16 protein-coding genes are annotated in these 21801 nt (G+C 45.1%); 15 read left to right on the top strand and 1 reads right to left on the bottom strand.

Features of this window, described 5'->3' with window-relative positions; genetic code table 11:
* Positions 1-56 precede the first annotated feature (56 nt).
* The 4 genes from BM243_RS12645 (at position 57) to BM243_RS12630 (ending at position 6741) form a co-directional block, all read left to right on the top strand.
* The gene (locus tag BM243_RS12645) at positions 57-2270 is read left to right on the top strand and encodes a glycoside hydrolase family 2 protein (protein WP_074912710.1); all 2214 of its coding nucleotides are present in this window, start codon (positions 57-59) and stop codon (positions 2268-2270) included.
* A 65-nt stretch (positions 2271-2335) separates the two neighbouring features.
* On the top strand, positions 2336-3796 hold the full coding sequence (locus BM243_RS12640; protein WP_074912709.1) for a GH39 family glycosyl hydrolase: 1461 nt from the start codon (positions 2336-2338) through the stop codon (positions 3794-3796).
* An 89-nt stretch (positions 3797-3885) separates the two neighbouring features.
* Entirely contained in the window at positions 3886-5490 is a 1605-nt protein-coding gene (locus BM243_RS12635; protein WP_074912708.1) for a sulfatase family protein, read from the top strand.
* Positions 5491-5619: 129 nt separating this feature from the next.
* Positions 5620-6741, top strand: coding sequence for an anaerobic sulfatase maturase (locus BM243_RS12630; RefSeq protein ID WP_074912707.1), 1122 nt, complete (start codon positions 5620-5622; stop codon positions 6739-6741).
* Positions 6742-6881: 140 nt separating this feature from the next.
* Here BM243_RS12630 and BM243_RS12625 read toward each other — a convergent pair whose 3' ends face one another.
* Positions 6882-7835: an L-lactate dehydrogenase gene (locus tag BM243_RS12625; protein ID WP_074912706.1), complete on the bottom strand. Its 954-nt coding sequence runs from the start codon at positions 7833-7835 to the stop codon at positions 6882-6884.
* Positions 7836-8400: 565 nt separating this feature from the next.
* On the opposite strand from BM243_RS12625, the gene BM243_RS12620 reads away from it, so the two are divergent.
* From BM243_RS12620 to BM243_RS12570, 11 genes are all read left to right on the top strand, one after another.
* Positions 8401-9498 carry a glycosyltransferase family 2 protein gene (locus BM243_RS12620; protein ID WP_083422798.1) on the top strand — a complete coding sequence of 366 codons (1098 nt, stop codon included), beginning with the start codon at positions 8401-8403 and terminating at the stop codon, positions 9496-9498.
* A gap of 13 nt (positions 9499-9511) precedes the next feature.
* On the top strand, positions 9512-10009 hold the full coding sequence (locus tag BM243_RS12615; protein ID WP_074912705.1) for a glycosyl-4,4'-diaponeurosporenoate acyltransferase CrtO family protein: 498 nt from the start codon (positions 9512-9514) through the stop codon (positions 10007-10009).
* Positions 10010-10070: 61 nt separating this feature from the next.
* A complete protein-coding gene (locus tag BM243_RS12610) occupies positions 10071-10799 on the top strand; it encodes an EFR1 family ferrodoxin (protein WP_074912704.1) in 729 nt (242 codons plus the stop codon).
* The gene (locus tag BM243_RS12605) at positions 10744-12699 is read left to right on the top strand and encodes a phytoene desaturase family protein (RefSeq protein WP_207646203.1); all 1956 of its coding nucleotides are present in this window, start codon (positions 10744-10746) and stop codon (positions 12697-12699) included. Before BM243_RS12610 ends, BM243_RS12605 begins: the two co-directional genes overlap by 56 nt.
* The gene (locus tag BM243_RS12600) at positions 12692-14254 is read left to right on the top strand and encodes a phytoene desaturase family protein (RefSeq protein WP_074912703.1); all 1563 of its coding nucleotides are present in this window, start codon (positions 12692-12694) and stop codon (positions 14252-14254) included. The genes BM243_RS12605 and BM243_RS12600 overlap by 8 nt, the downstream gene beginning before the upstream one ends.
* A 30-nt stretch (positions 14255-14284) precedes the next feature.
* Positions 14285-15334, top strand: coding sequence for an SAM-dependent methyltransferase (locus BM243_RS12595; RefSeq protein WP_074912702.1), 1050 nt, complete (start codon positions 14285-14287; stop codon positions 15332-15334).
* 461 nt (positions 15335-15795) lie between these two features.
* Entirely contained in the window at positions 15796-17457 is a 1662-nt protein-coding gene (locus tag BM243_RS12590) for a peptide ABC transporter substrate-binding protein (RefSeq protein ID WP_074912701.1), read from the top strand.
* Between the two features lie 115 nt (positions 17458-17572).
* Positions 17573-18514: an ABC transporter permease gene (locus tag BM243_RS12585; RefSeq protein WP_074912700.1), complete on the top strand. Its 942-nt coding sequence runs from the start codon at positions 17573-17575 to the stop codon at positions 18512-18514.
* Positions 18507-19562, top strand: coding sequence for an oligopeptide ABC transporter permease (opp3C, locus tag BM243_RS12580; RefSeq protein ID WP_074912699.1), 1056 nt, complete (start codon positions 18507-18509; stop codon positions 19560-19562). Before BM243_RS12585 ends, opp3C begins: the two co-directional genes overlap by 8 nt.
* Complete coding sequence (locus BM243_RS12575; protein WP_278335460.1) at positions 19563-20651, top strand: ABC transporter ATP-binding protein; 1089 nt, start codon at positions 19563-19565, stop codon at positions 20649-20651.
* Complete coding sequence (locus BM243_RS12570; protein ID WP_074912698.1) at positions 20641-21573, top strand: ABC transporter ATP-binding protein; 933 nt, start codon at positions 20641-20643, stop codon at positions 21571-21573. The genes BM243_RS12575 and BM243_RS12570 overlap by 11 nt, the downstream gene beginning before the upstream one ends.
* Positions 21574-21801 lie beyond the last annotated feature (228 nt).

Here is a 21801-nt window from a genome sequence, read left to right as displayed (position 1 = left end):
ATCATTATGTTTATGATCGGTTTTGGTGGATGAGTATAATCATACGGAGGTAAAAAATGAGAGAACTATATCCATTAAATACAGACTGGATGTTTGAAAAAGTGAATACAGATCTTGAGAAGAGTCACTATGTCAGATCATCCTATGAGACAGTAGATCTCCCCCATACCTGGAATACAGGTGACAACAACGACAGGGGGAGGTATGTCTATCAGAAAAGCTTCTCTATAGGAAGTCAGCATGCGGATCAAGAAATCTACATCGAATTTCTGGGAGCAAACTCCGTATGTCAGGTGTATTTAAACGGCACGTTTCTTGGAGAACACCGGGGCGGATACGCTACCTTCCGATTTTTAATAACACAGCTGGTCCGATGGGGCGAGGATAACGAGCTGACCGTGTATGTGGACAACAGCCCAACAGAAGATGTATCTCCCTTGGCAGGAGACTTTACAATGTACGGCGGGCTTTATCGGGGCGTGAACCTGATCTGCGCAGAACAAAATCATTTTGATCTGGAGTACTATGGCACCAGCGGTGTGATTCTTAGAAGTGACGTAGATGAGGAAGAAAACGGGCTGCTTCATGTGGAGCTGCATACGAAATGCAGCGAAGGCGTCCGGGTTCAGTTGTCCGTACTGAATGAGCACCATGAAATCGTGGAGACTAAACTTGCAGATGCATCCGTAAAAAAAATGACAATGAAGGTGGAGAGACCAGTTTTATGGCAAGGAAAGGAAAACCCTTGTCTGTATACGTTGGAGGCAAAGCTCCTGGGAGAGGATACTGTTTATGATGAGATCAGCCTGAAATTCGGTTTCAGATCGTGCTCTTTACATGCTGAACAGGGCTTCTATCTGAACGGAAGACACCTGCGGATCAACGGTGTGGCTAAACACCAGGACTGTGAAGGATATGGCAATGCAGTGACACCGGAGGTCATAAGACGTGATTTTGACCTGATTGGAGAGATTGGTGCCAATGCTGTAAGGCTTTCTCATTATCAGCATGATCAGCTCGTTTATGATCTCTGTGATCAGGAAGGATATGTTGTCTGGGCTGAAATTCCAATGATGTCCATGCCTGATTCAGAAAGTGTTCTTAAAAATGCGATAGAGCAGCTGAAAGAGCTTGTACTTCAGAACTGTCATCATCCATCCATCTGCTTTTGGGGAGTTCAGAATGAAATTGCCATGGGTGGAGAGTCCCTCAGTATGTACAGATCTGTGGATGAACTGAATGATACTGTGCATAAACTTTTACCTAACGAACTGACTGCCAGTGCGAATATGTACTATGTGAAAAACGCCAGTCAGCTGAATCAGATTACAGATATGACAGGATATAATCTCTACTATGGATGGTACTATGGGGAGACAAAAGATCTGGATCCTTGGATTGAGGCGTTTCATCAGGAGAATCCAGAGGTTCCCTTGGGGATTTCAGAATACGGGGCAGATGCGAACCTTGCCTTCCATTCTACTCATCCGAAAGTGAAGGATTATTCAGAGGAGTTTCAGAGCATCTATCATGAAGAAACCTACAGCATAATTAATGCCAAACCTTATCTTTGGGGCAGTTTTCTTTGGAATATGTTTGATTTTGGCAGTGCCATCCGAAATGAAGGGGGAACTAAAGGTAAAAACTGTAAGGGACTGGTCACTTTTGACAGGAAAATCCGGAAGGATGCCTTTTATTTCTATAAGGCCAACTGGTCCAAGGAACCCTTTATCCACATCTGCGAAAAGCGGTTTATCCACCGTCATGAGGATTTGATGGACATCAAGGTGTATTCGAATTTATCAAGAATCAGCTTATCCGTTAACGGTGCTGAGATGGAGCCGGTTTCTGGAAATACGGTATTCCTCTTCAAGAATGTACCTTTACAGCCGGGTCAGAACATCATCAGAGCTCATCAGAAAGGGGTAGAAGATCAGGCTGTATTTATGAAAGTAGAGGAGCCGGATACTTCTTATGTCTTTGTGGATCCTCATCCGGAAATCAACGTGAAAAACTGGTTTACCCAAGAGCAGGGCGAAGTGGATGTTTTTCCGGAGAACTTCTATTCCATACTGGATTCATTAGACGCCTTGATGGCAAGCGAAACAGCGTGGAATGTTGTGAAAAAGTTCGCGCCAAAACTTGCAGAGCGAGCAGTGCCTGGAGCTGTTACGCTGCTTTGGGTCTGCAATAAGATGAAGAGTGTTCTCTCAGAAGAAACGGTGAAGGAAATGAATGGTGAACTCATCAGAATCCCGAAAGGAGAATAATGATTCAACCATCAAATGATGAAAATATAATTCTAAACGAAATGCACGAGAAGGCAGGAGAATAAATGATCAGATTTACATTACATAGTGACCAGCTTCATCCGTTTCCGCACTTCTGGGAACATTGTATAGGCAGCTGCAATGCCTATACGGCACTGAGAGAAGATTACAGAATTCAGCTGAAGCGGGCTCACGACGAACTGGGATTTCAGTATGTGCGGTTTCATGGCCTTTTTGATGATCAGATGAGTACGCTTCTCATGAAAAAAGATCATCATGGCAATGAATTTGGACTTGTATATAATTTTGCTAACATCGATAATATTTTTGATTTTCTTCTCAGGATCGGGATGAAACCTTTTATTGAGCTGGGGTTTATGCCTTCAGCCATTGCCAGAGGGGACAAAACGATTTTTCATTACAATGCTAACATAACTCCACCGAAGTCTTATGACATGTGGAGAGAGCTTGTAGGTAAATTTATAGAGCACCTTGTGGACCGTTACGGAATTGATGAAGTGAAAACCTGGTTTTTTGAGGTTTGGAATGAGCCGAATCTGTTCTTCTTTTTTGATGGAACCAAGGAGGAGTATTTCAAACTGTATGAAGTTTCAGCAAGAACAATCAAAGGAGTCCATCCTGAACTCAAAGTAGGTGGGCCTGCGACTTCCTGCAACTCCTGGATCAAGGATACGGTAGATTATTGCAGAGTCCATGATGTGCCCTTGGATTTCATCACAACGCATCATTACCCCACGGATGATCCGCTCTGGAAATCAGGTATGGATATTATGGAGTTTTTTCAGTCAGACTTGGCTGGAAACCGTACCTATGAACGTGGTGTACTGACAAAAATGGCAAGAAGAGTCCGTGAAGAAGCGGGGGATTATCCAGTGTACTTCACAGAGTGGAATACCTCTGCTATGCAAGGAGATGCGAAGCGGGATGAACCCTATGCTGCGGCCATGATTGCCAAGACCTTGTCGGATCAGGATGGACTGGTAGAAGGGTATTCTTACTGGACTTTCTCAGATATTTTTGAGGAAAGCGGGCAGCTGCCTGGAGCCTTTCATGGTGGATTCGGACTTCAGACCTTTTATGGGGTGGCAAAGCCATCCTACAGAGTTTTCGAGCTGTTTCATGGACTAGGCAATCAGAGAGCAGAGATAGCATCAGATACGTCCAATGGTACCGTGGAAGCCATTGCCACAAAGACGGCTTCAGGGTACCGCATCATTTTCTATAACCATACGATCCCAGGGGAAGAGATTAAAGAGGAGAAGGTATCTTTAAACGTCTCATCCGTTCATTCGCTGAAGAAGGTTCTGATCTATCGGATTGATGACACTCATGCAAATCCCAAAAAGCTCTGGATGGAGCTTGGAAAGCCGGAGTATCTGAAAGAAAAAGAGATTCAGCTTCTCCATGAGGAATCTGAACTGATTCCTGAAAATATGGAGATCCAGTCTGAACTGATATGGAGCATCCCAGCACACGGTGTCCTTGCGGTGGATCTTCAGTGCTGAAACGGATGCCACGTGGAGAAGAAGTGGACAAGAAAAGACACGCTGCATCTCTGTGAGAAACCTAACTTTTATGAAATTAGGAGGTAAGAATGAAGAAACCACATATCATTATATTTAACCCGGATCAGATGAGAAGTGACAGTATGGGGCATCTTGGGAATATCGCGGCAAGAACTCCATTTTTAGACCGATTTGCTACCACGGAAGGAGTCTCTTTCAGAAATGCTTTCTGTCAGAATACTGTTTGTGTTCCGAGCCGTGCGAGTTTTACAACAGGCCTTTATCCCCATGTAAATGGACACAGAACCATGACACACTTACTGAGGGAGGGAGAGGAGTCTTTATTTAAAGAACTGAAAGACCAAGGCTACCATGTCTGGATGAACGCCAGAAACGATCTCATTGCAGGACAGATGGAAGGCCTTCTTGAAAAGCATGCTTCCGAAATCTATTATGGAGGCAATGCTAAAACACCTCCAGATCCTCTATCTGATGGATTTAAGTCAGGGGAAGGTGCTATAGATTATTCTATGTATCACGGTGAATTGGGTGTGGATGAGGCCGGTGTATATTATGGAGCAGATGATGAGGATCTAGATGCTGCCATCAAGAGAATTAAAACCTATGAGGAAGAGAAGCCGTTATGTCTCTTCCTTGGTCTCATTAATCCGCATCCGCCTTATCAAGTGGAACATCCATATTTCAGTGCCATAAAGAGAGAAGTGCTGCCGCCTCGGATCAAAGCCGAGGATGGAAAAGAGAAAGCGCGGATGATGGAGCTGATCCGTAGAAATCAGAAGCTTTCGCATTTAACAGAAGCGGACTGGAATGAAGTTAGGGCTTGCTATTTAGGCATGGTCATGAAAGTGGATCATATGTTTCAAAAGCTCTGTGATGCATTGAAAGACGCCGGTATCTATGATGACTGCGCTATATTCTTTCTGTCAGATCATGGAGATTATACGGGAGACTATGGGATATCTGAAAAATCCCAGAATACCTTTGAAGACTGTCTCACCAATGTGCCTCTCCTAGTTAAACCACCTGCTTGGGAAAAGGTTGATCCAGGCATCAGTGACAGTTTGGTGGAGCTCGTTGATTTTTATGGTACTGTTCTGGATTATGCAAATTGTTCCTCCACCCATACGCACTTTGGTAAGAGTCTAAAGGAGATCATTGGGAGCAGGTTGAACGAGAATCGGGAATTTGTTTGCTGTGAAGGCGGAAGACTTTCCCACGAACTCCATTGCGACGAGTTTCATGCAAATGGACCCCATGGGACAAATCCCTATAACCCTTATTACCCAAGGCACTTGGCACAAAGTGATGCTACAGCCCATGGTAAAGCCACAATGATTCGAACGAGACAGTTTAAATATATCGCAAGGCTATATGAGAAAGATGAGTTCTATGATTTGGAGAAGGATCCCAAGGAGCTGATCAATGTGATCGATGATGAAGCATACCGGGAAGAAATCCTTCATCACAAGGAGCTGCTGATGTTTTGGTACTTGCATACGAGTGATGTTGTGCCTTTTGACTATGATATGCGGTTCAGCCCAGAAATGACATGGCATAAACTGAAAAGACTGGTACCCAAAGAACACGAGGAAGAAATCAAGATGAAAATTGCAAAAGGTGTGAATCCTTTTGTACTGATGAATGAGTGTAAAAAGAGATTTGGAAGAGAATAATGAGTTCTGTATTTTAAAATTATAAGAAACCTACTGCAGGGTGTACTGCGTAAGAAGAACTGATGGAGCTTAAGAACATAGCATCACTGGTGCGCATCCGTAGTATGACTGAAGAAAGGAGCTGTGCAAATGCCTAATCAGACCATTTTAATCAAACCGGCATCAGGGTACTGCAATATGAACTGCAGTTACTGCTTTTATAATGATGTGACAAATCATCGGGCAACAAAGAACTACGGATTCATGACCATGGATACGGTGGAAGAATTTGTCAGGAAGGCATTTGCCTATGCAGACAGTTACGTTGGATTTGCGTTTCAAGGGGGAGAGCCAACTCTTGTAGGAATAGAGTTCTACAAGGGTTTCATAGGACTGGTAGAAAAATATAATACAAAAGGAATTCATGTAGAGTATTCTTTACAGACCAATGGCACAACCCTCCATGAAGGATGGGCAGAATTTTTCAGACAGCACAATTTTCTCATAGGGCTGTCTATGGATGGTCCAGCAGAGATTCATGACCTCAATAGAGTGGATTACTTAGGTAATGGTACTTATAAAGAAGTGTTAAAAGCAGCAATGATGCTCAGAAAGCATAAGGTGGAGTTTAATGTCCTTACAGTTGTCACAAGAAATGTTGCAAGACATCCTGGCAAAGTGTATCAGTTTCTCAAGAAGAATGGCTTTATGTACATGCAGTTTATCCCTTGTTTGGACAGACTGGATGTGCGTCCGGGAGGGGAGAAGTTTTCACTGACACCAGAAGACTATGGACGTTTTTTATGTCAGATCTTTGATCTATGGCATCATGACTTAAAACAGAATATACCTGTGAGCGTCAGAATGTTTGACAATCTGATCCAGATTCTTCTGGGGTATTCCCCTGAGAGCTGTGATATGGCGGGGGTATGTTCTGTGAATACAGTCGTAGAAGCAGATGGATCTGTTTATCCTTGTGATTTTTACGTGCTGGATCAGTGGAAGCTGGGCAGTATTTTACAGGATGACTTTTCGTCACTGAAGAAGAGGGATAGAGCGATCCATTTTGTGGATGAGTCCAAAACTAAAAACATGGAGTGTTTCAGCTGTGATTATTTCGCACTTTGTAAATCAGGATGTAAGCGTCACTATGTTGAAAGTGCTGCATCCAGAGAGAATTACTACTGCAGTTCGTACAAGAAGTTTTATGCGTATTCTTTTGAAAGACTGAGAGAAGTTGCTCAGCTTGTGAGATATTATAAAAAAATCTAAGGGTAGTCCAAAGAACTGGATAAAGATACACTGATGCAAAGAGGCGTTTTCATTCAAGGCTTGAATCAAGGTGGCTATAAGAAAAAAGCGGTTTCCCTAAAGAAGGAGAACCGCTTTTTCAAATGGGATATTTTGTAATACTATAAATCTATACTCTTGAGCACTTCCTTCAAGGCGTCCGCAGATTTTCTTAGTTCTACCTGTTCTTTCTCACTGAGCTTGATGGGGATCTGCTTTTCCACTCCATTTTTGCCCACAATGGCCGGCATGCTGAGGGCTACGCCGTCAATGCCAAAGGCTCCATGCTGAATGGAAGAAACAGGAAGCACGGACTTTTCATCTCTGATGATGGCCTCGCAGATCCTTCTCACCGCCACCGCTACACCGTAGTAGGTGGCTTTCTTCTTTTCAATGATCTTATAGGCGCTGTTTTTCACATCTTCTGCAATATCCTCCATATTCTGGTCATGCTCTGTAAAGCCACGCATGGAGCAGAAGTCCGAGAGTGGAACACCGGAGACATTGGCGCTGGACCAGGCAGCAATCTGAGAGTCTCCATGTTCACCGATGATCCAGGCATGGACGGATCTGGCATCCACACTAAGGCGCTCACCCAGGAGATACTTGAGCCTTGCTGTATCCAAGGTGGTACCTGAGCCGAAGACTCTGTTCTCTGGGAACCCTGAGAGTTTTAAAGCCACATAGGTCAGAATATCCACTGGATTTGCCACGATGAGGAGAATCCCCTGACAGTTTCTTTTGGCAATCTCGCCAATGATGGTCCTGAAAATCGCCACATTCTTCTTCACAAGGTCCAGCCTGGTCTCCCCAGGTTTCTGTCCTGCACCAGCAGTAATCACGATGATGGCCGCATCCACAAGATCGTCGTAGGTGCCAGCGGTGATTTTCATGGGGCGTGCAAAAGGCAGTCCATGGGAAATATCAAGAGCTTCTCCTTCAGCTCTATTTTGGTCCGCATCCAGAAGAATCATCTCCGAGAAGAGTCCGCTTTCCATGAGAGCAAAGGCAGAGGAGGAACCGACAAATCCGGTGCCGATGACGGCAACTTTCCGGCTGTTCACTACTGTACTCATTTATATCATTCCTTTCGTCTTTTGTGATAAAGCGTCGGTAGTGATAAAGAGGCATTCTGTTTATGGGATATGTCAAGAAATCAGATTCAAAACATGAACTTTGTGTTCCTGTGTCATCAAAATGCACCATATCTACCCGGATCCTGTTTTCCATGAGAGAAGTCAGGATCTACTTCATTATAAAATATCAAAGTGAAAATAAAAAGAATAAATGATGGACAGAATATTACCTTAGGCAAGTGCATTAATTTCATTGAAATATAGTTAAAATATAAACATAGAATTCAAACCTTGTTATTTACTGACAATCCCCAGAATCTCTCCGCGAGAAGCACTTCTCTTCATCTATTCAGTAGAGCTATTCTACACAGTGAGCAATGGATACCAGTAGGAACCTGATGGAAGAGCTTATAAATAATAAATTAACAGAAAAGTTTAAAAATGATATAATGAACTCATATGGATTGTAAATAGAGTACTTACCTGAAAGCATCCTGATTGAAGCTTTGAGAAGCTTTCAAGGGAAAAGCATTTATAGAAACAGAGAAGAAAGGGGAAAAACTTCATGCAGCACATCATAGAACTTCTCATTGTCCTTCTTGGCATCGGGGTGACACCGCTCCTGTACTACAGGTTCCCCAAAATACCAAAGCACATAGAACCACCTGATGATAAAAAGCGAAGGAGCCTATCCGTCATTATTCCAGCCAGAAACGAGGAAAAGAATCTCCCTCTTCTACTAGAAGATCTCAAGGAGCAGTGTTATGGAAACTTTGAAATCATTGTGGTGGACGATGGCTCTAAGGATAAAACAGCTGAAATTTCTAAGTCTTTTGGAGTGAAAGTTATCACCATCTGTGATAAACCATCCGGATGGCTGGGGAAAACCTGGGCCTGTCAGAAAGGAGCAGAGGCTTCCGAAGGAGAACTTCTTCTGTTTCTGGATGCGGATGTGAGGCTGAAGCCCCAAGCTGTAGAAAGAATTCTAAAAACCTATGAGAAAAAAGGGATTCCGCTTTCTGTGCAGCCCTATCATAAAACGGAGAAATGCTATGAGCAGGCTTCCCTGTTCTTCAATCTGATTCAGATCGGCGCCAACGGCGTGAGCCTTAAGAAGCCTCAGAACATCGGACTGTATGGTCCACTTATTTTTATCTCCAAAGATGACTATAAAACCATTGGTGGACATGAAAGTGTAAAAGAAAATATTGTAGAAGATATGGCTTTGGGGGTCAAACTGAAAGAAGCAAAAATCCCATATGATCTTTATGTGGGAGATGAGGAGATTTCCTTCCGTATGTACAGCGGAGGTTTTCAAAGCCTTCTGGAAGGATGGACGAAAAATATCGCCTCTGGAGCCATGAGAATACCTCTTCTGCTCTTTATGATGATTTTCTTTTTTCTCTCTTCTTTGATTTCTGTACCACTCCATATACTGACCTTTTTTATAAGCGAGCAGGGAACTTGGCTTTTTGTGTATCTTGTTTTTTATGTTCTTTGGGTAGGGATTCTCTATAATCTTTCGAAAAACGTGGGGAAGTTTCATCCTTTGGCGGTTCTTTTCTATCCTTTGCCGCTCCTGGTGCTGGTTTTTGTTTTTTTCACATCCCTGTACAAGAAGATTTTTAAGAAAAAGGTTGTCTGGAAAGGACGATCCATATAGAAGGAGATAAGTGATGCAGATTATTTTTTTATCACCAGGATGGACCATCCTTTCCATCTTTGTGCTTTGGCCACTGCTGCAGTATACCGCAGCGCTTCTTTGCCATAAGTTTCCGGACGCCCTCTACACAGAAAGGACTTTTCTATTCAGAACCTTCTCTTTTGAGAAAGAGGGACAGTTATATGTGAAGGTCTTCCGGGTGAACCGGTGGAAACATCTTCTTCCAGACGGAAGCATCAAGAGGGGAAAAGAAAGGTACGAGAAAAAGCACCTTTCAGATTTTTCCGAAGAGGGTCTTCAGAAGTTTCTTCTGGAATCTCGGCGGGCGGAGCTCACCCACTGGCTGGCACTTCCTTTTTTCTGGGTGTTTGGATTCTTTGCACCCCCAATGATTGTCTTTTATATGCTGGTCTATGCGATTCTTGTGAATCTGCCCTGTATCTTAGTGCAGCGGTATAACCGGCCCAGAGTGAAGAGGCTTCTGGAAAGAAAGAGAAGAAAAAAGGGCTAGAGAAAACCCAGGAAATCCCAATGAATAGAAGAGCTATATAAGAGAATGAGGAGAGAGAAGTATGATTTATTATTTTTCAGGCACAGGAAACTCCAAATGGATTGCGGAAGAAATGGCGAGGAGAACAGAGGATGAATGCAAGAGTCTATCAGGAGAGAAGACATTACGTTCCATAGAAGATGAGGTGCTGGGGCTTGTCTTTCCCATTTATGCCTGGGGAGTACCGGAAGTGGTCCTGGATTTTATAAAAACCATTCAGGGAAAACCTTCTTATACCTATGCCATAGCCACCTGTGGAGAAGAAGCGGGCTATGCCATGAAATCTCTTCAGAAGAAGCTGCCACTGGACGCCTGCTACACCGTGGTCATGCCGAACAACTATGTGGTGGGTTCCAACCTGGAGCCTGAAGATTCAATTAGAAAAAAGATCACAAAGGCCAAAGAGGATCTTTTCCACATGGCAGACGAAGTGAAGAACAGGAGGAAGGTCGTGAAAGTGGAGGAAGGGACCTTTCCGCTTCTGAAATCCACCCTGATCCATTTTGGGTTCAATCTGGCAGCAAGAACCACAAAACCATTTTATGTTACCGATGCCTGCATCTCCTGCGGTCAGTGCGCAAGAGACTGCCCTGCAGAAGCCATAGAAATGAGAGAGGGGAAGCCTGTCTATGTGAAGAACAAGTGCTATATGTGCACGTCCTGCATCAACAAGTGTCCTGTAGAAGCCATCCAGTATGGAAAAGGCACAGAAAAAAGAGGCAGATACCAGTTTCGGGATCTCACCCTCTAAAAGAGAAGGAAGATCTGTAAGAATCAGCAGCAGAAAGGTAGGAAAAAGCATGGAACGTTATGATGTCCTTGTCATCGGTGGCGGTCTTTCGGGGCTCACCGCGGCAAGCTTACTCTCTAAAAGAGGATGCAAAGTAGCTGTCATTGAAAAGAGTTATATGCCCGGGGGTTCCTGTGGCATCTTTAAGAGAGGAGACAGGACCTTTGATCAGGGGTCAGCCATGCTCTATGGCTTTGGAGAAAAAGGATTCAATGCCCACCGCTTTGTGATGAACTGTCTGGAGGAACCCATAGAGATCCTTCATCATGATCTTCTGTACTGCGTCAATTATGAAGGGAAACGAATCCGCTTTTACGAGGATCTGGACCGCTTCATCGAGGAACTTTCCAGCTTGTTTCCCAAGGAGAAGGAAAGCATCAGAAGATTTTATGTTGACATGAGACTGATGTATGAGCACATCATGGTGGAGAACCCTACGTATACGTCTGCCGATGAGACGGATCCGAAAAGTGCCCTGAAGAGTATGAGAAAACACCCCATCTCTTATATGAGGTTTCTTGGTTATCTCAATAAAAGCGCAAGAAGTCTTCTGGAGAAATACTTCAAAGACCCAGAAATCTTCAACTTCTTTGACAAGCTCACGTCCACCTACTGTTATGCTACGGTGGAAGAGGCCCCTGCGGTGCTGGCTTCGGTGATGTTTGTGGACAATCATGTGGGGGGAAGCTATTACCCCGCAGGATCCACCCTGTTTCTTCCAGGAAAACTGGAAAAGGTCATCGAAGAGCACGGGGGAGACATGTATCTGGAAACAGAAGCTTCTGAGATTCTTTTTCAGGAGGGAGAACCCTGTGGGGTCAGGCTTCAGGATGGCAGAACCCTCTATGGAAATGACATCATTTACTCCGGTACCGTCTGGAATCTCTATGGGAAGATGATTCCAGAGAGTGAAAGCACAGAGAAAAAGAGGACCTGGGCGAAAAATCAGGTGCCCACCTATCCCAGTGTGGTGCTTTATGCAGCGGTGGACCGTGAAGTCATTCCAGAAGATACCGCTCCCATTGAAATGCTGGTGGGAAGTCCGGACAAGCTTGATGAAAGCGAAGTGACGGCGTATCTACTCAGCATCGATGACAGAACCCTCTGTCCTGAGGACGAGCATCTTGTCATGGCCATCGGGCCTACGTTTCTTCCCTGGGAGACCTTCTCGGAGAAGGAATATCAGGAGAAGAAGAAAGAAGAAAAAGAGCGGCTTCTACAGGTTCTGGAAAAAAGGTTTCCTGGACTCCTGGATAAAGTCCGATTTACAGAGGTGGCAACACCAAGGACCATTGAGCGCTACAATATGAAAAATGGGGGCGCTGTGGCGGGACCCAAACAGATGCTTGGACAGCATATGTTCAATAGGCTCCACATCAGGACCGAGTGGAAGCATCTGTATGCTTGCGGCGAATCTACAGTCATGGGGACAGGGACGCCAACGGTGACCACCTCCGGGCTTTCCGCAGCCAATGCGGTGCTGAAAAGTCTTGGCAAAGAGCCCTTTGTGTATCAGGAAGGAATGAAAAACCATGTGCATACGGTGGAGAAACCCTTCACCAGAGACCGGATGTATGAAGGTTATGAGGTGAAGACGAAAGGGATCCTTTTGGAGGCCATGAGATGCAGATTCTGTGAATATCCTTCCTGCTCGAAAGGAAAAGCTCTGGATGTCCGGGGCATTATGAGAAGAGTTTCTGTAGGGAATCTCCATGGAGCCAAGAAGTGTCTGGAAAGAACGAAGGATGGAACCTTGGATCTGTCACTCTATGAGGACCGGTGCATTTTGAAGCACCAGAAAGGAGAACCGGTGCACATCAGAGAAATCATTTCCTATCTTGAGGGAGGACAGTATGAGTAGAAGCTATGAATGCATTGTGGTTGGTGGAGGCCTTGCAGGACTCACCAGCATGGCCTATCTGAGAAAGAATGGAATTTCAGCTCTTCTTTTGGAGAAGCGTGAAAAACTGGGAGGTCTTGTGGAGACTTTCTGGCATCAGGGGTTTGCCTTTGATGCGGGCATCCGTGCCTTTGAGAACTCAGGGATTGTGTTTCCTATGCTGAAGGACTTGGGGATTGATTTTTCTTTTGTGAAAAATGAAGTATCCATAGGCATTGGGAAAGAATCCATGGCACTGCAGGGAAAAGAAAGTCTCGTCCAGTATGAGGCGATGCTTGCCCGTCTTTTTCCCATGGAAAGAGAGAGCATCGGCAGAATCATGGCAGAAATCAGAAAAGTCATGGGATACATGGATGTGCTCTATGGCATCGACAACCCTCTGTTTCTGGAGAAAATGGATCCTCTTTATCTTCGGAAAACTCTTCTTCCCTGGTTCATGAAGTATCAGGTGAATATCCGGAAGGCCTCGAAGCTTCAGGAGCCCATTGGAGAATACTTACGAAGGTTTACGGAGAATCAGGCCCTCATTGATGTGATCATCCAGCACTTTTTTGAAGACACACCAGCGTTTTTTGCTCTCAGCTACTTCAGCCTGTATCTGGATTACACCTACCCCTTGGGAGGAACAGGGAAGCTTCCAGAAAAGATGGCAGAGTACATCAGGGAGAAAAAGGGAGAAATGAGAACCGGTACTGGTGTGGTGAAGGTAGATCCTGAAAGCCATACAGTCACACTGGAGGATGGAGAAGTGATAGCCTATGAAAAGCTCATCTGGGCTGCGGATCAGCGTGCCTTCTATGCCATGACAGAAGGAGCTTTCGGGGAAAAGTTTCAGGCTCAGAAACGGCTGGTGGAGAGAAGCCGTGGTGGAGATACCATTTTAACGGTATTTCTTGGCGTTGAAAAAGATAGGACTTACTTTCAGGAACGCTGCGGCAGTCACAGGTTCCACACGCCAAGTCTGGAAGGCCTTTCCACGGTCTCTTTTTCGGCAAATGTAGGAGAAGCAAAAGATAAGGAGCTTTTCCGCTATACAGAAGAATACCTGGAGAAAACCACTTATGAGATGTCCTGCCCTTCGTTAAGGGATCCGTCTTTGGCACCTCCAGGATGCACAGGTCTTGTGGTCAGCACGCTGTTCAGTTATGACGTGGTGAAAAGAATGAAGGATCTCGGTGTGTATGAGGGCTTTAAGGAATTTTCTGTAAAGACCATCCTTCGGGTGCTGGAGGAGTCCATCTTTCCAGGTTTTCAGGAAAAGGTCCGGTTCAGCCTCTGTGCTACCCCACTGACCATGGAGAAAGAAACACATAATTATCAGGGAGCCATCACGGGCTGGGCTTTTACAAACCCAACCATGCCTTCTGAAGACAGATTCAAAAAGATTGCAAACTCTGTGAAAACGCCCTTAGCAGATGTCTATCAGTGCGGTCAGTGGACCTTCAGTCCTTCGGGACTTCCGGTGTCTATTCTTACGGGAAAACTTGCCGCAGATCAGGTGAAAAAGAAAAGATAATATGGAGAAGCGATAGAAAGGGAGGATGTTATGAGATTTGAACCACTTTTAGAAAAGAACCTGCTGCCGGATTTTATGATCCGGTGGGGTGCTCGAATCATTACAAGAGCACGATGCAAAGAAATTACCGTGAGGGATGTTGAAGAGCATAGAAAAAAGTTTCTGTCTTATGTAGAGGAGCTGAAAAATCAGCCCATTGCCATTAACACAAAGGATGCCAATGTCCAGCACTATGAGCAGCCCACGGAGTTTTTTGAGAAGGTTCTGGGAAGCCATATGAAATACAGCTGCGGGTATTGGGAAGAAGAGCTTCCGGCCAGGGACTGGAAGAATCATCTGGATGCTTCGGAAGAAGCCATGCTGAAGCTCACCTGCCAAAGGGCAGAGATTCTAGATGGGCAGAGCATTCTAGATCTTGGCTGTGGCTGGGGATCGTTGTCTCTCTATATGGCGGAAAAGTACCCACAATCTCAAATTGTGGCTGTCTCAAACTCCGCCACTCAGAAAGCGTATATTGATGAGAAAGCGAAGGAAAGAGGTATTCAGAATCTAACGGTGTACACTGAAGACATCAACACCTTTGCTATAGAGAAGAAGTTTCACCGGGTTCTTTCTGTGGAGATGTTTGAACATATGAGAAACTATGAGAAGCTCATGGAAAAGGTCAGCGGGTTTCTTCTACCTGATGGCAAACTGTTTGTGCATATCTTCACCCACAAAACAACACCCTATTCCTATGAAGTCAGAAGTGAGAACGATTGGATGACCAAGTATTTCTTCTCTGGTGGAACCATGCCCAGTCAGGACCTTCTACATTATTTCTCGGAAAAGTTTTCTTTAGAAAAGCAATGGGCTGTGTCGGGAAATCATTACAGTAAAACCCTGGAAGCCTGGCTGCAGAAAATGGATGACAAGAAAGATGACATCATGCCCCTAATGGAAAGGGTGGAAGGAAAGAAAGAAGCGCTGAAGTGGTTTGTGTTCTGGAGAACCTTTTTCCTGGCCTCCTCTGAGTTTTTTGCCTACCGGGAAGGCAATGAATGGTACATCAGTCATTATCTCTTTCAAAAAAGCATATGATAGAACTATTTTAGCTAATGACAGCCATGGTTTTGGCTGTCTTTTTTTGTTTCTGTTCTAGGATGAGATGCATGCGTATAATTATTCATGAATAATATGTTAATGAAGGAAATCCTGCATCATAAGGCGGATGGTTTTTGTGAATTTGTCATCATGTTACCGTATATAGCGAATGCTATAATGAGAAAGGTTATAATTGTCCGAGAATTAACAGGTTTATGTGATATTAGATTCGTAAAATCATGAAAAATAAATACGATTACATCAGAATATGAAGATTTACTTTAAGCAAATGTCATAATAATAAGGAATAATGCAAGAAATTTATTGACGCTTGCATGTGTAGATGTATAATTATTAAATATTAGGCGACCCGATACAATTTGTTTACAAAATTGTCTGAGTTGCGTGTACAGATGTACCTAATGGGAAATACAAAGAAGAGTAGAAGGAGGATTAACATGAAGAAAAAGAGAATACTTGCCATGGCACTTGCCTTATCGGCTGTAATGATCTTTACCGCCTGCAGCAGCGGCGCTGAAACCCCTGCTGAAACACCTGGGGAGACACCGTCAGAAAACCCTGCAGAGGGAGACAGTACATTAAAAGTCCAGTTCAATGTGGAAGTAGCTTCCATGGATCCGCAGATTGCCACAGATGGAACTTCTTTTGAAGTCATCGCAGCCGTTACGGAAGGACTGTACTCTGTGGATAAGGACGGATCACCGATTCCTGCCATGGTGGATACTGTGGAAAAGAGTGAAGACGGACTGACCTATACCTTTAAGCTGAAAGATGCCGTTTGGTCCAATGGAACGCCAGTCACAGCGAAGGATTTCGTTTTTGCCTGGAAGAGACTGGTGGATCCTGAGGTAGCCAGTGAATATGCATTCATCATGGGCGGTGCCGGTGTGAAGAATGCGGATGCCATCGCTGCAGGGGAACTTCCTGTGGATGATCTTGGTGTAAAAGCAGAGGATGACAAGACTTTAGTGGTCCAGCTGGATGTACCAGTGCCATATTTTGAGTCCCTCATGTCCTTCCCTTCTTTCTTGCCGATGAATGAAGAATTCTTCACTTCCACTGGAGACAACTATGGAACATCTCCAGAAACCCTACTGGCCAACGGACCATTTAAGGTCACAGCCTATGAGCCAGCAGCAACCACCATCACCTTAGCGAAGAATGACAGCTACTGGGATAAGGATGCTGTGAAGCTTTCTGGTATTGAGTATCAGGTCATCAAGGATTCCCAGCAGACCATGCTTTCCTATCAGAATGGAGACCTTGATATTGCGACTCTTTCTGGAGAGCAAGTGGAGCAGTTCATGAACGATCCTGAGTTTGTCAATGTAGTAGCCGGATACCTCTGGTATGTATCTCCAAACCAGCTGGTGAAGGGTCTTGAGAATGTGAACATCAGAACTGCCATGGCTCTTTCCTTTGACAAAGATGCCATTGCAAACAACATCCTGAAGGATGGATCCATTCCAGCAAACTTCCCAGTACCTACTCTTCTGGCCACAGGTCCAGATGGAAAAGATTTTAGAGAAACCTCCGGAACGTACCTAGAGACCAATAAAGAAAGCGCTTTGGAATTCTGGACCAAGGGTCTTGAAGAGCTTGGCGTAGAAGGACTGACCTATACCATGCTGGTGGAGGACACAGAAGCTTCCATCAATGTTGCACAGTTCCTTCAGTCTGAATGGCAGGCAGCCCTCCCAGGTCTTACTGTAGAACTTCAGACCATGCCAAAGAAAAACCGTGTAGAAAGAATGCAGGCTGGAGACTATGAGCTGGTACTGACCAGATGGGGCCCCGACTATGCAGATCCAATGACCTACCTTGACATGTGGACCACAGGAAGCTCCAATAACTATGGATCCTGGTCCAATGCAGACTATGATGCCATCATCGAAGATGCAAAAAGAGGAGAGCTTGCGCTTGATCCTGCTGCCAGATGGGAAGCTTTAAAAGATGCGGAAAAGATTGTCATGGACGAAGCTGTCATCCTTCCTGTATATCAGAAAGGTGATGCGGTCATGGTAAGAACAGGCGTTGAAGGCGTTGAGTTCCACTCCGTGGGTATCAACAGAGTCTTCAAGAATGCAGTAAAGAATTAAAGAACTAAAGAAAAAACCATAATGAAATAGAAGAGTGTGACGCTGTTTAGAACGGATCAAGTGTACAGCGTCTCTCTTCTGTTTTTCAGCCAAATTTCTGTGAGGAGTAGCGCTTATGAAAAAGTATATATTGAAAAGAATCGGCATCGCAGCACTGACTCTTCTGGTCATTCTGTTCATCCTCTTCATCATGCTGGAACTGATGCCCGGTTCTCCTTTTAACGATGAAAAACTGACAGATGCCCAAAGAGCCATCATCAATGCCAAATACGGTCTGGATAAGCCTGTATTTCTCAGGTTCTTTAATTACCTGAAAGCCATGCTTTCCGGAGATTTTGGAGTGTCCTACAATATTTCTAAAAATACACCCATCACCCAGCTGCTGCAGTCAAGGCTACCTCTATCTCTTCGGATCGGAGGACAAGCAGTGCTCATCGGTACAGCTGTGGGCATCGTACTGGGACTTATTGCTGCAGTAAAGCACAATACCATTTTTGACACTTTGACCACCGTGATTTCAGTCCTTGGAGTCAGTCTGCCCTCCTATGTATTTGCCATGGCGCTGATATATTCCATGGGATTCAAACTGAAGTGGTTTCCGCTTCTTTATGAGCTGGAGGCACCCTTTCACTCTACAGTGCTGCCCACTGTGGCCCTTAGCATGTTCACCATCGCCACAGTGGCGAGGTTTACAAGGACGGAAATGCTGGAGGTGCTGGGCTCAGAGTACATGCTGCTGGCAGAAAGCAAGGGCATGCATCGAAACCGTCTGATTTTTGTCCATGCGCTGAGAAATGCCCTCATTCCCATCATCACGGTACTGGCGCCACTGGTGGTGAGCCTCATGACAGGAAGCCTTGTCATCGAGAAGCTTTTTTCCATTCCAGGGATCGGATCTCTCATGGTCACGGCCATCCAGTCCAATGATTATAATGTGATCATTGCCTTGGCTTTTGTCTATAGTGTCATGTTCATCAGTATCATGCTGGTGGTGGACATTTTATATGGCATCATTGATCCAAGAATCAGACTTGCAAAGGAGGATCTCCATGAATAATCAGGATACGTTATTTAAACCCGACGACTTCGAGCTGGTGCGAGAAGACCAGAGTGACTTCGTGGATGAAGCCTATGCAAAGGAATCCTACTGGAGGGATATTCTGTCTCGATTTGTAAAAAATAAAGGAGCAGTGATTGGTCTCTTCTTTATTTTCCTCATCATCCTCATGGCGGTGGTGGGACCTGGCATGAATGAACATACCTATGATTCCCAGATCATTCAGCATCAGAATCTGGCACCAAGAATCCGTGCCATTGAAAGCCTGAACATCGGTATTTTCGACGGATCTGAAAAGATGAGTACCTCCACAGGTGTTGTGGAAGTGAACAAGTATGTGAATCCTGAAAAGGAAACAGGTCTTGAAAACACCTATTACTGGTTCGGCACCGACGTCCTTGGCAGAGACATCTTCACAAGAACCTGGACAGGAACGAGAATTTCTCTCTATATTGCTCTGGTGGCCGTGCTGGTGGACATGCTTTTTGGTATGAGCTACGGGCTCATTTCCGGGTACTTTGGCGGGAAAGTGGACATGGCCATGCAAAGATTCTCAGAAGTGCTGAATGGTATCCCCACGCTGGTTCTCGTGACACTGCTGATCATCGTGATGAAACCGGGGCTATTCACCATTACTCTAGCATTAGCCCTTACGGGATGGATTGGCATGAGCCGGGTGGCCAGAGCCCAGGTGCTGAAGCTGAAGGAGCAGGAATTCATCCTCGCTTCCAAGACCCTTGGAGCCAAGGACTTCTTCATCATCTTCAAAGAGATTCTCCCTAATATCTTCGGACAGCTCATCATCATGTCCATGTTTTCAGTGCCCAATGCCATTTTCACAGAAGCATTTCTAGCTTTTGTGGGCCTGGGTGTTCCGGCACCAAATGCTTCTTTGGGTTCTCTCATCAGCGATGCTTTCAAGTCCTTCACCACACATCCCTATATGATTGTGTTTCCGGTGATTGTCCTTGGCGTGATCATGCTGAGTTTCAACCTTCTGGCCGATGGACTCCGGGATGCATTTGATCCAAAAATGAAAGAAAGGTAGGTGAACACTGTGGAAAAGGAAACTGTTTTGGAGATGAAAGATCTATCCATCTCCTTTAAGACTTCTGCAGGAGAAGTGAAGGCCATCCGCGGTGTGGATTTTACTTTATATAAAGGGGATACCGTGGCCATTGTAGGAGAGTCCGGCAGCGGCAAGTCCGTTACCGTGAAAGCCATCATGGGCATATTATCGGGCAATGAGACCGTGAACAGCGGCTCTATTCATTTCACCTATCATCGAGGAGAAGAGGTGGTTCATGAGGATCTTCTGAAACTCTCCCGAAATGAGATGAGAAAAAGAATCAACGGGAAGCGCATTGCCATGGTCTTCCAAGACCCCATGACTTCCTTAAATCCCACCATGTCCATTGGAGCGCAAGTCATGGAAGGAATGATCTACCATCATAAGAAGTCCAAGGCTGAAGCCAGGAAACGGGCCATAGAGCTTCTGGACCTGGTAGGCATACCAGAGCCTGAGAAAAGAATGAAGAATTATCCCCATCAGCTCTCTGGTGGCATGCGTCAAAGGGTGGTCATCGCCATTGCCCTGTCCTGCGATCCGGAAGTGCTCATCTGCGATGAACCCACCACGGCGCTGGATGTGACCATTCAAGCAAAGATCTTGGAACTCATCAAAGAGATCCAGAAGAAGATGAACATCTCTGTCATCTACATCACCCATGACCTGGGAGTTGTGGCAAAGGTGGCGGACTATGTGGCTGTCATGTATGCGGGGAAGTTCATTGAAAAAGGAACCACAGAAGAAATCTTCTTTGATCCAAGACATCCGTATACCTGGGGACTTCTATCGGCAATTCCAAGCCTGGAAAAGACAGAAGGAGCGCTGTATGCCATTCCTGGAAGCCCACCGAATCTTCTCCATCAGGTGGTGGGAGATCCTTTTGCCCCAAGAAATCTTTATGCGCTGAACATTGATTACCGCATAGAGCCCCCCATGTTTAAAATATCAGACACCCATTTTGCCAGCACCTGGCTTCTCCATGAGGACGCACCGAAGGTGGAGATGCCAAAGCAGCTGAAAGAAAGAATCGAAGGGATGAGGAAGGAGATGAAGATGCATGGAAAATAGAAAGCCACTTCTAGAAGTGAGAAATCTGAAGCAGCACTTCAAAGTCTCCAGAAAGTTCAGTGTCAAGGCTGTGGATGGCGTTTCTTTCGAGATTTATCCAGGAGAGACCTACGGCCTTGTGGGAGAATCCGGCAGCGGCAAGTCCACCATTGGACGATCCATCATTAGGCTCTATGACCCTACGGGTGGAAGCATCCTGTTTAAAGAAGAAGACATTTCCGGAAAGATGGACAAGAAGACAGAGAAAAATCTTCGGATGAAGATGCAGATGATCTTCCAGGATCCCATGGCATCCTTAAATCCCAGAAAGAAAGTACTGGATCTCATTGCTCTTGGCCTGGATATCCATCATCCGAAGATGGATCCAGAGGAAAGAAAGAAGAAGGTATATGATATTCTGGACCTGGTAGGCCTTTCTCATGAGCATGCCAGCCGGTATCCTCATCAGTTTTCTGGAGGACAGCGTCAGCGTATCGGTATTGCAAGAGCCTTAGTGATGAATCCGGATCTCATCATTGCCGATGAGGCCATCAGTGCCTTGGATGTGTCCATCCAGGCTCAGGTGGTCAATCTTATGAAGGAGATTCAGGAAAAGACCAACATTGCTTATCTTTTCATTGCTCATGATCTCTCCATGGTGCGGTACATCTCTGATCGGATCGGAGTCCTTCATTTTGGACATCTGGTGGAAACAGGAACCACGGAGGAAATCTTTGAAAATCCCATTCATCCTTATACAAAATCTCTGCTCTCAGCCATTCCTCATCCAAATCCTGTGACGGAACGGGAGAGAAAATCCATGACCTATGACTATGCTTCCAGTGGCATTGACTACGCCAAGGGAGTTCTGCAGAATGTGGGAGGAACCCATCAGGTTCTGGCAACGGAAGAGGAACTGCAGAGATGGACAGCAGTAGGATAGGGAGTTAGTACAAAAGATTGACAAAAACATAAACAAGTTTACGGTAAAATGACGCAAACAGCTGGAAAATCAGAGCGGTTTGGGTCATTTTTCTATGCTTACAGAATAAGTGAATACGGAAAAATTGACCTCGTATAATCGTGAAAAAGATTGATGTGCAATGAAATAGAGAAAATGAATCTAGGGGTTGGTGTGCTGGAAGAGGAGGACAATTCACAGTTTGTTCAT

It is taken from the genome of Proteiniclasticum ruminis, from assembly GCF_900115135.1.
Taxonomy (GTDB): Bacteria; Bacillota; Clostridia; order Clostridiales; family Clostridiaceae; genus Proteiniclasticum; species Proteiniclasticum ruminis_A.
Note: the sequence above shows the minus strand (reverse complement) of the source record. Positions and strands in the feature narration are given on the sequence as shown.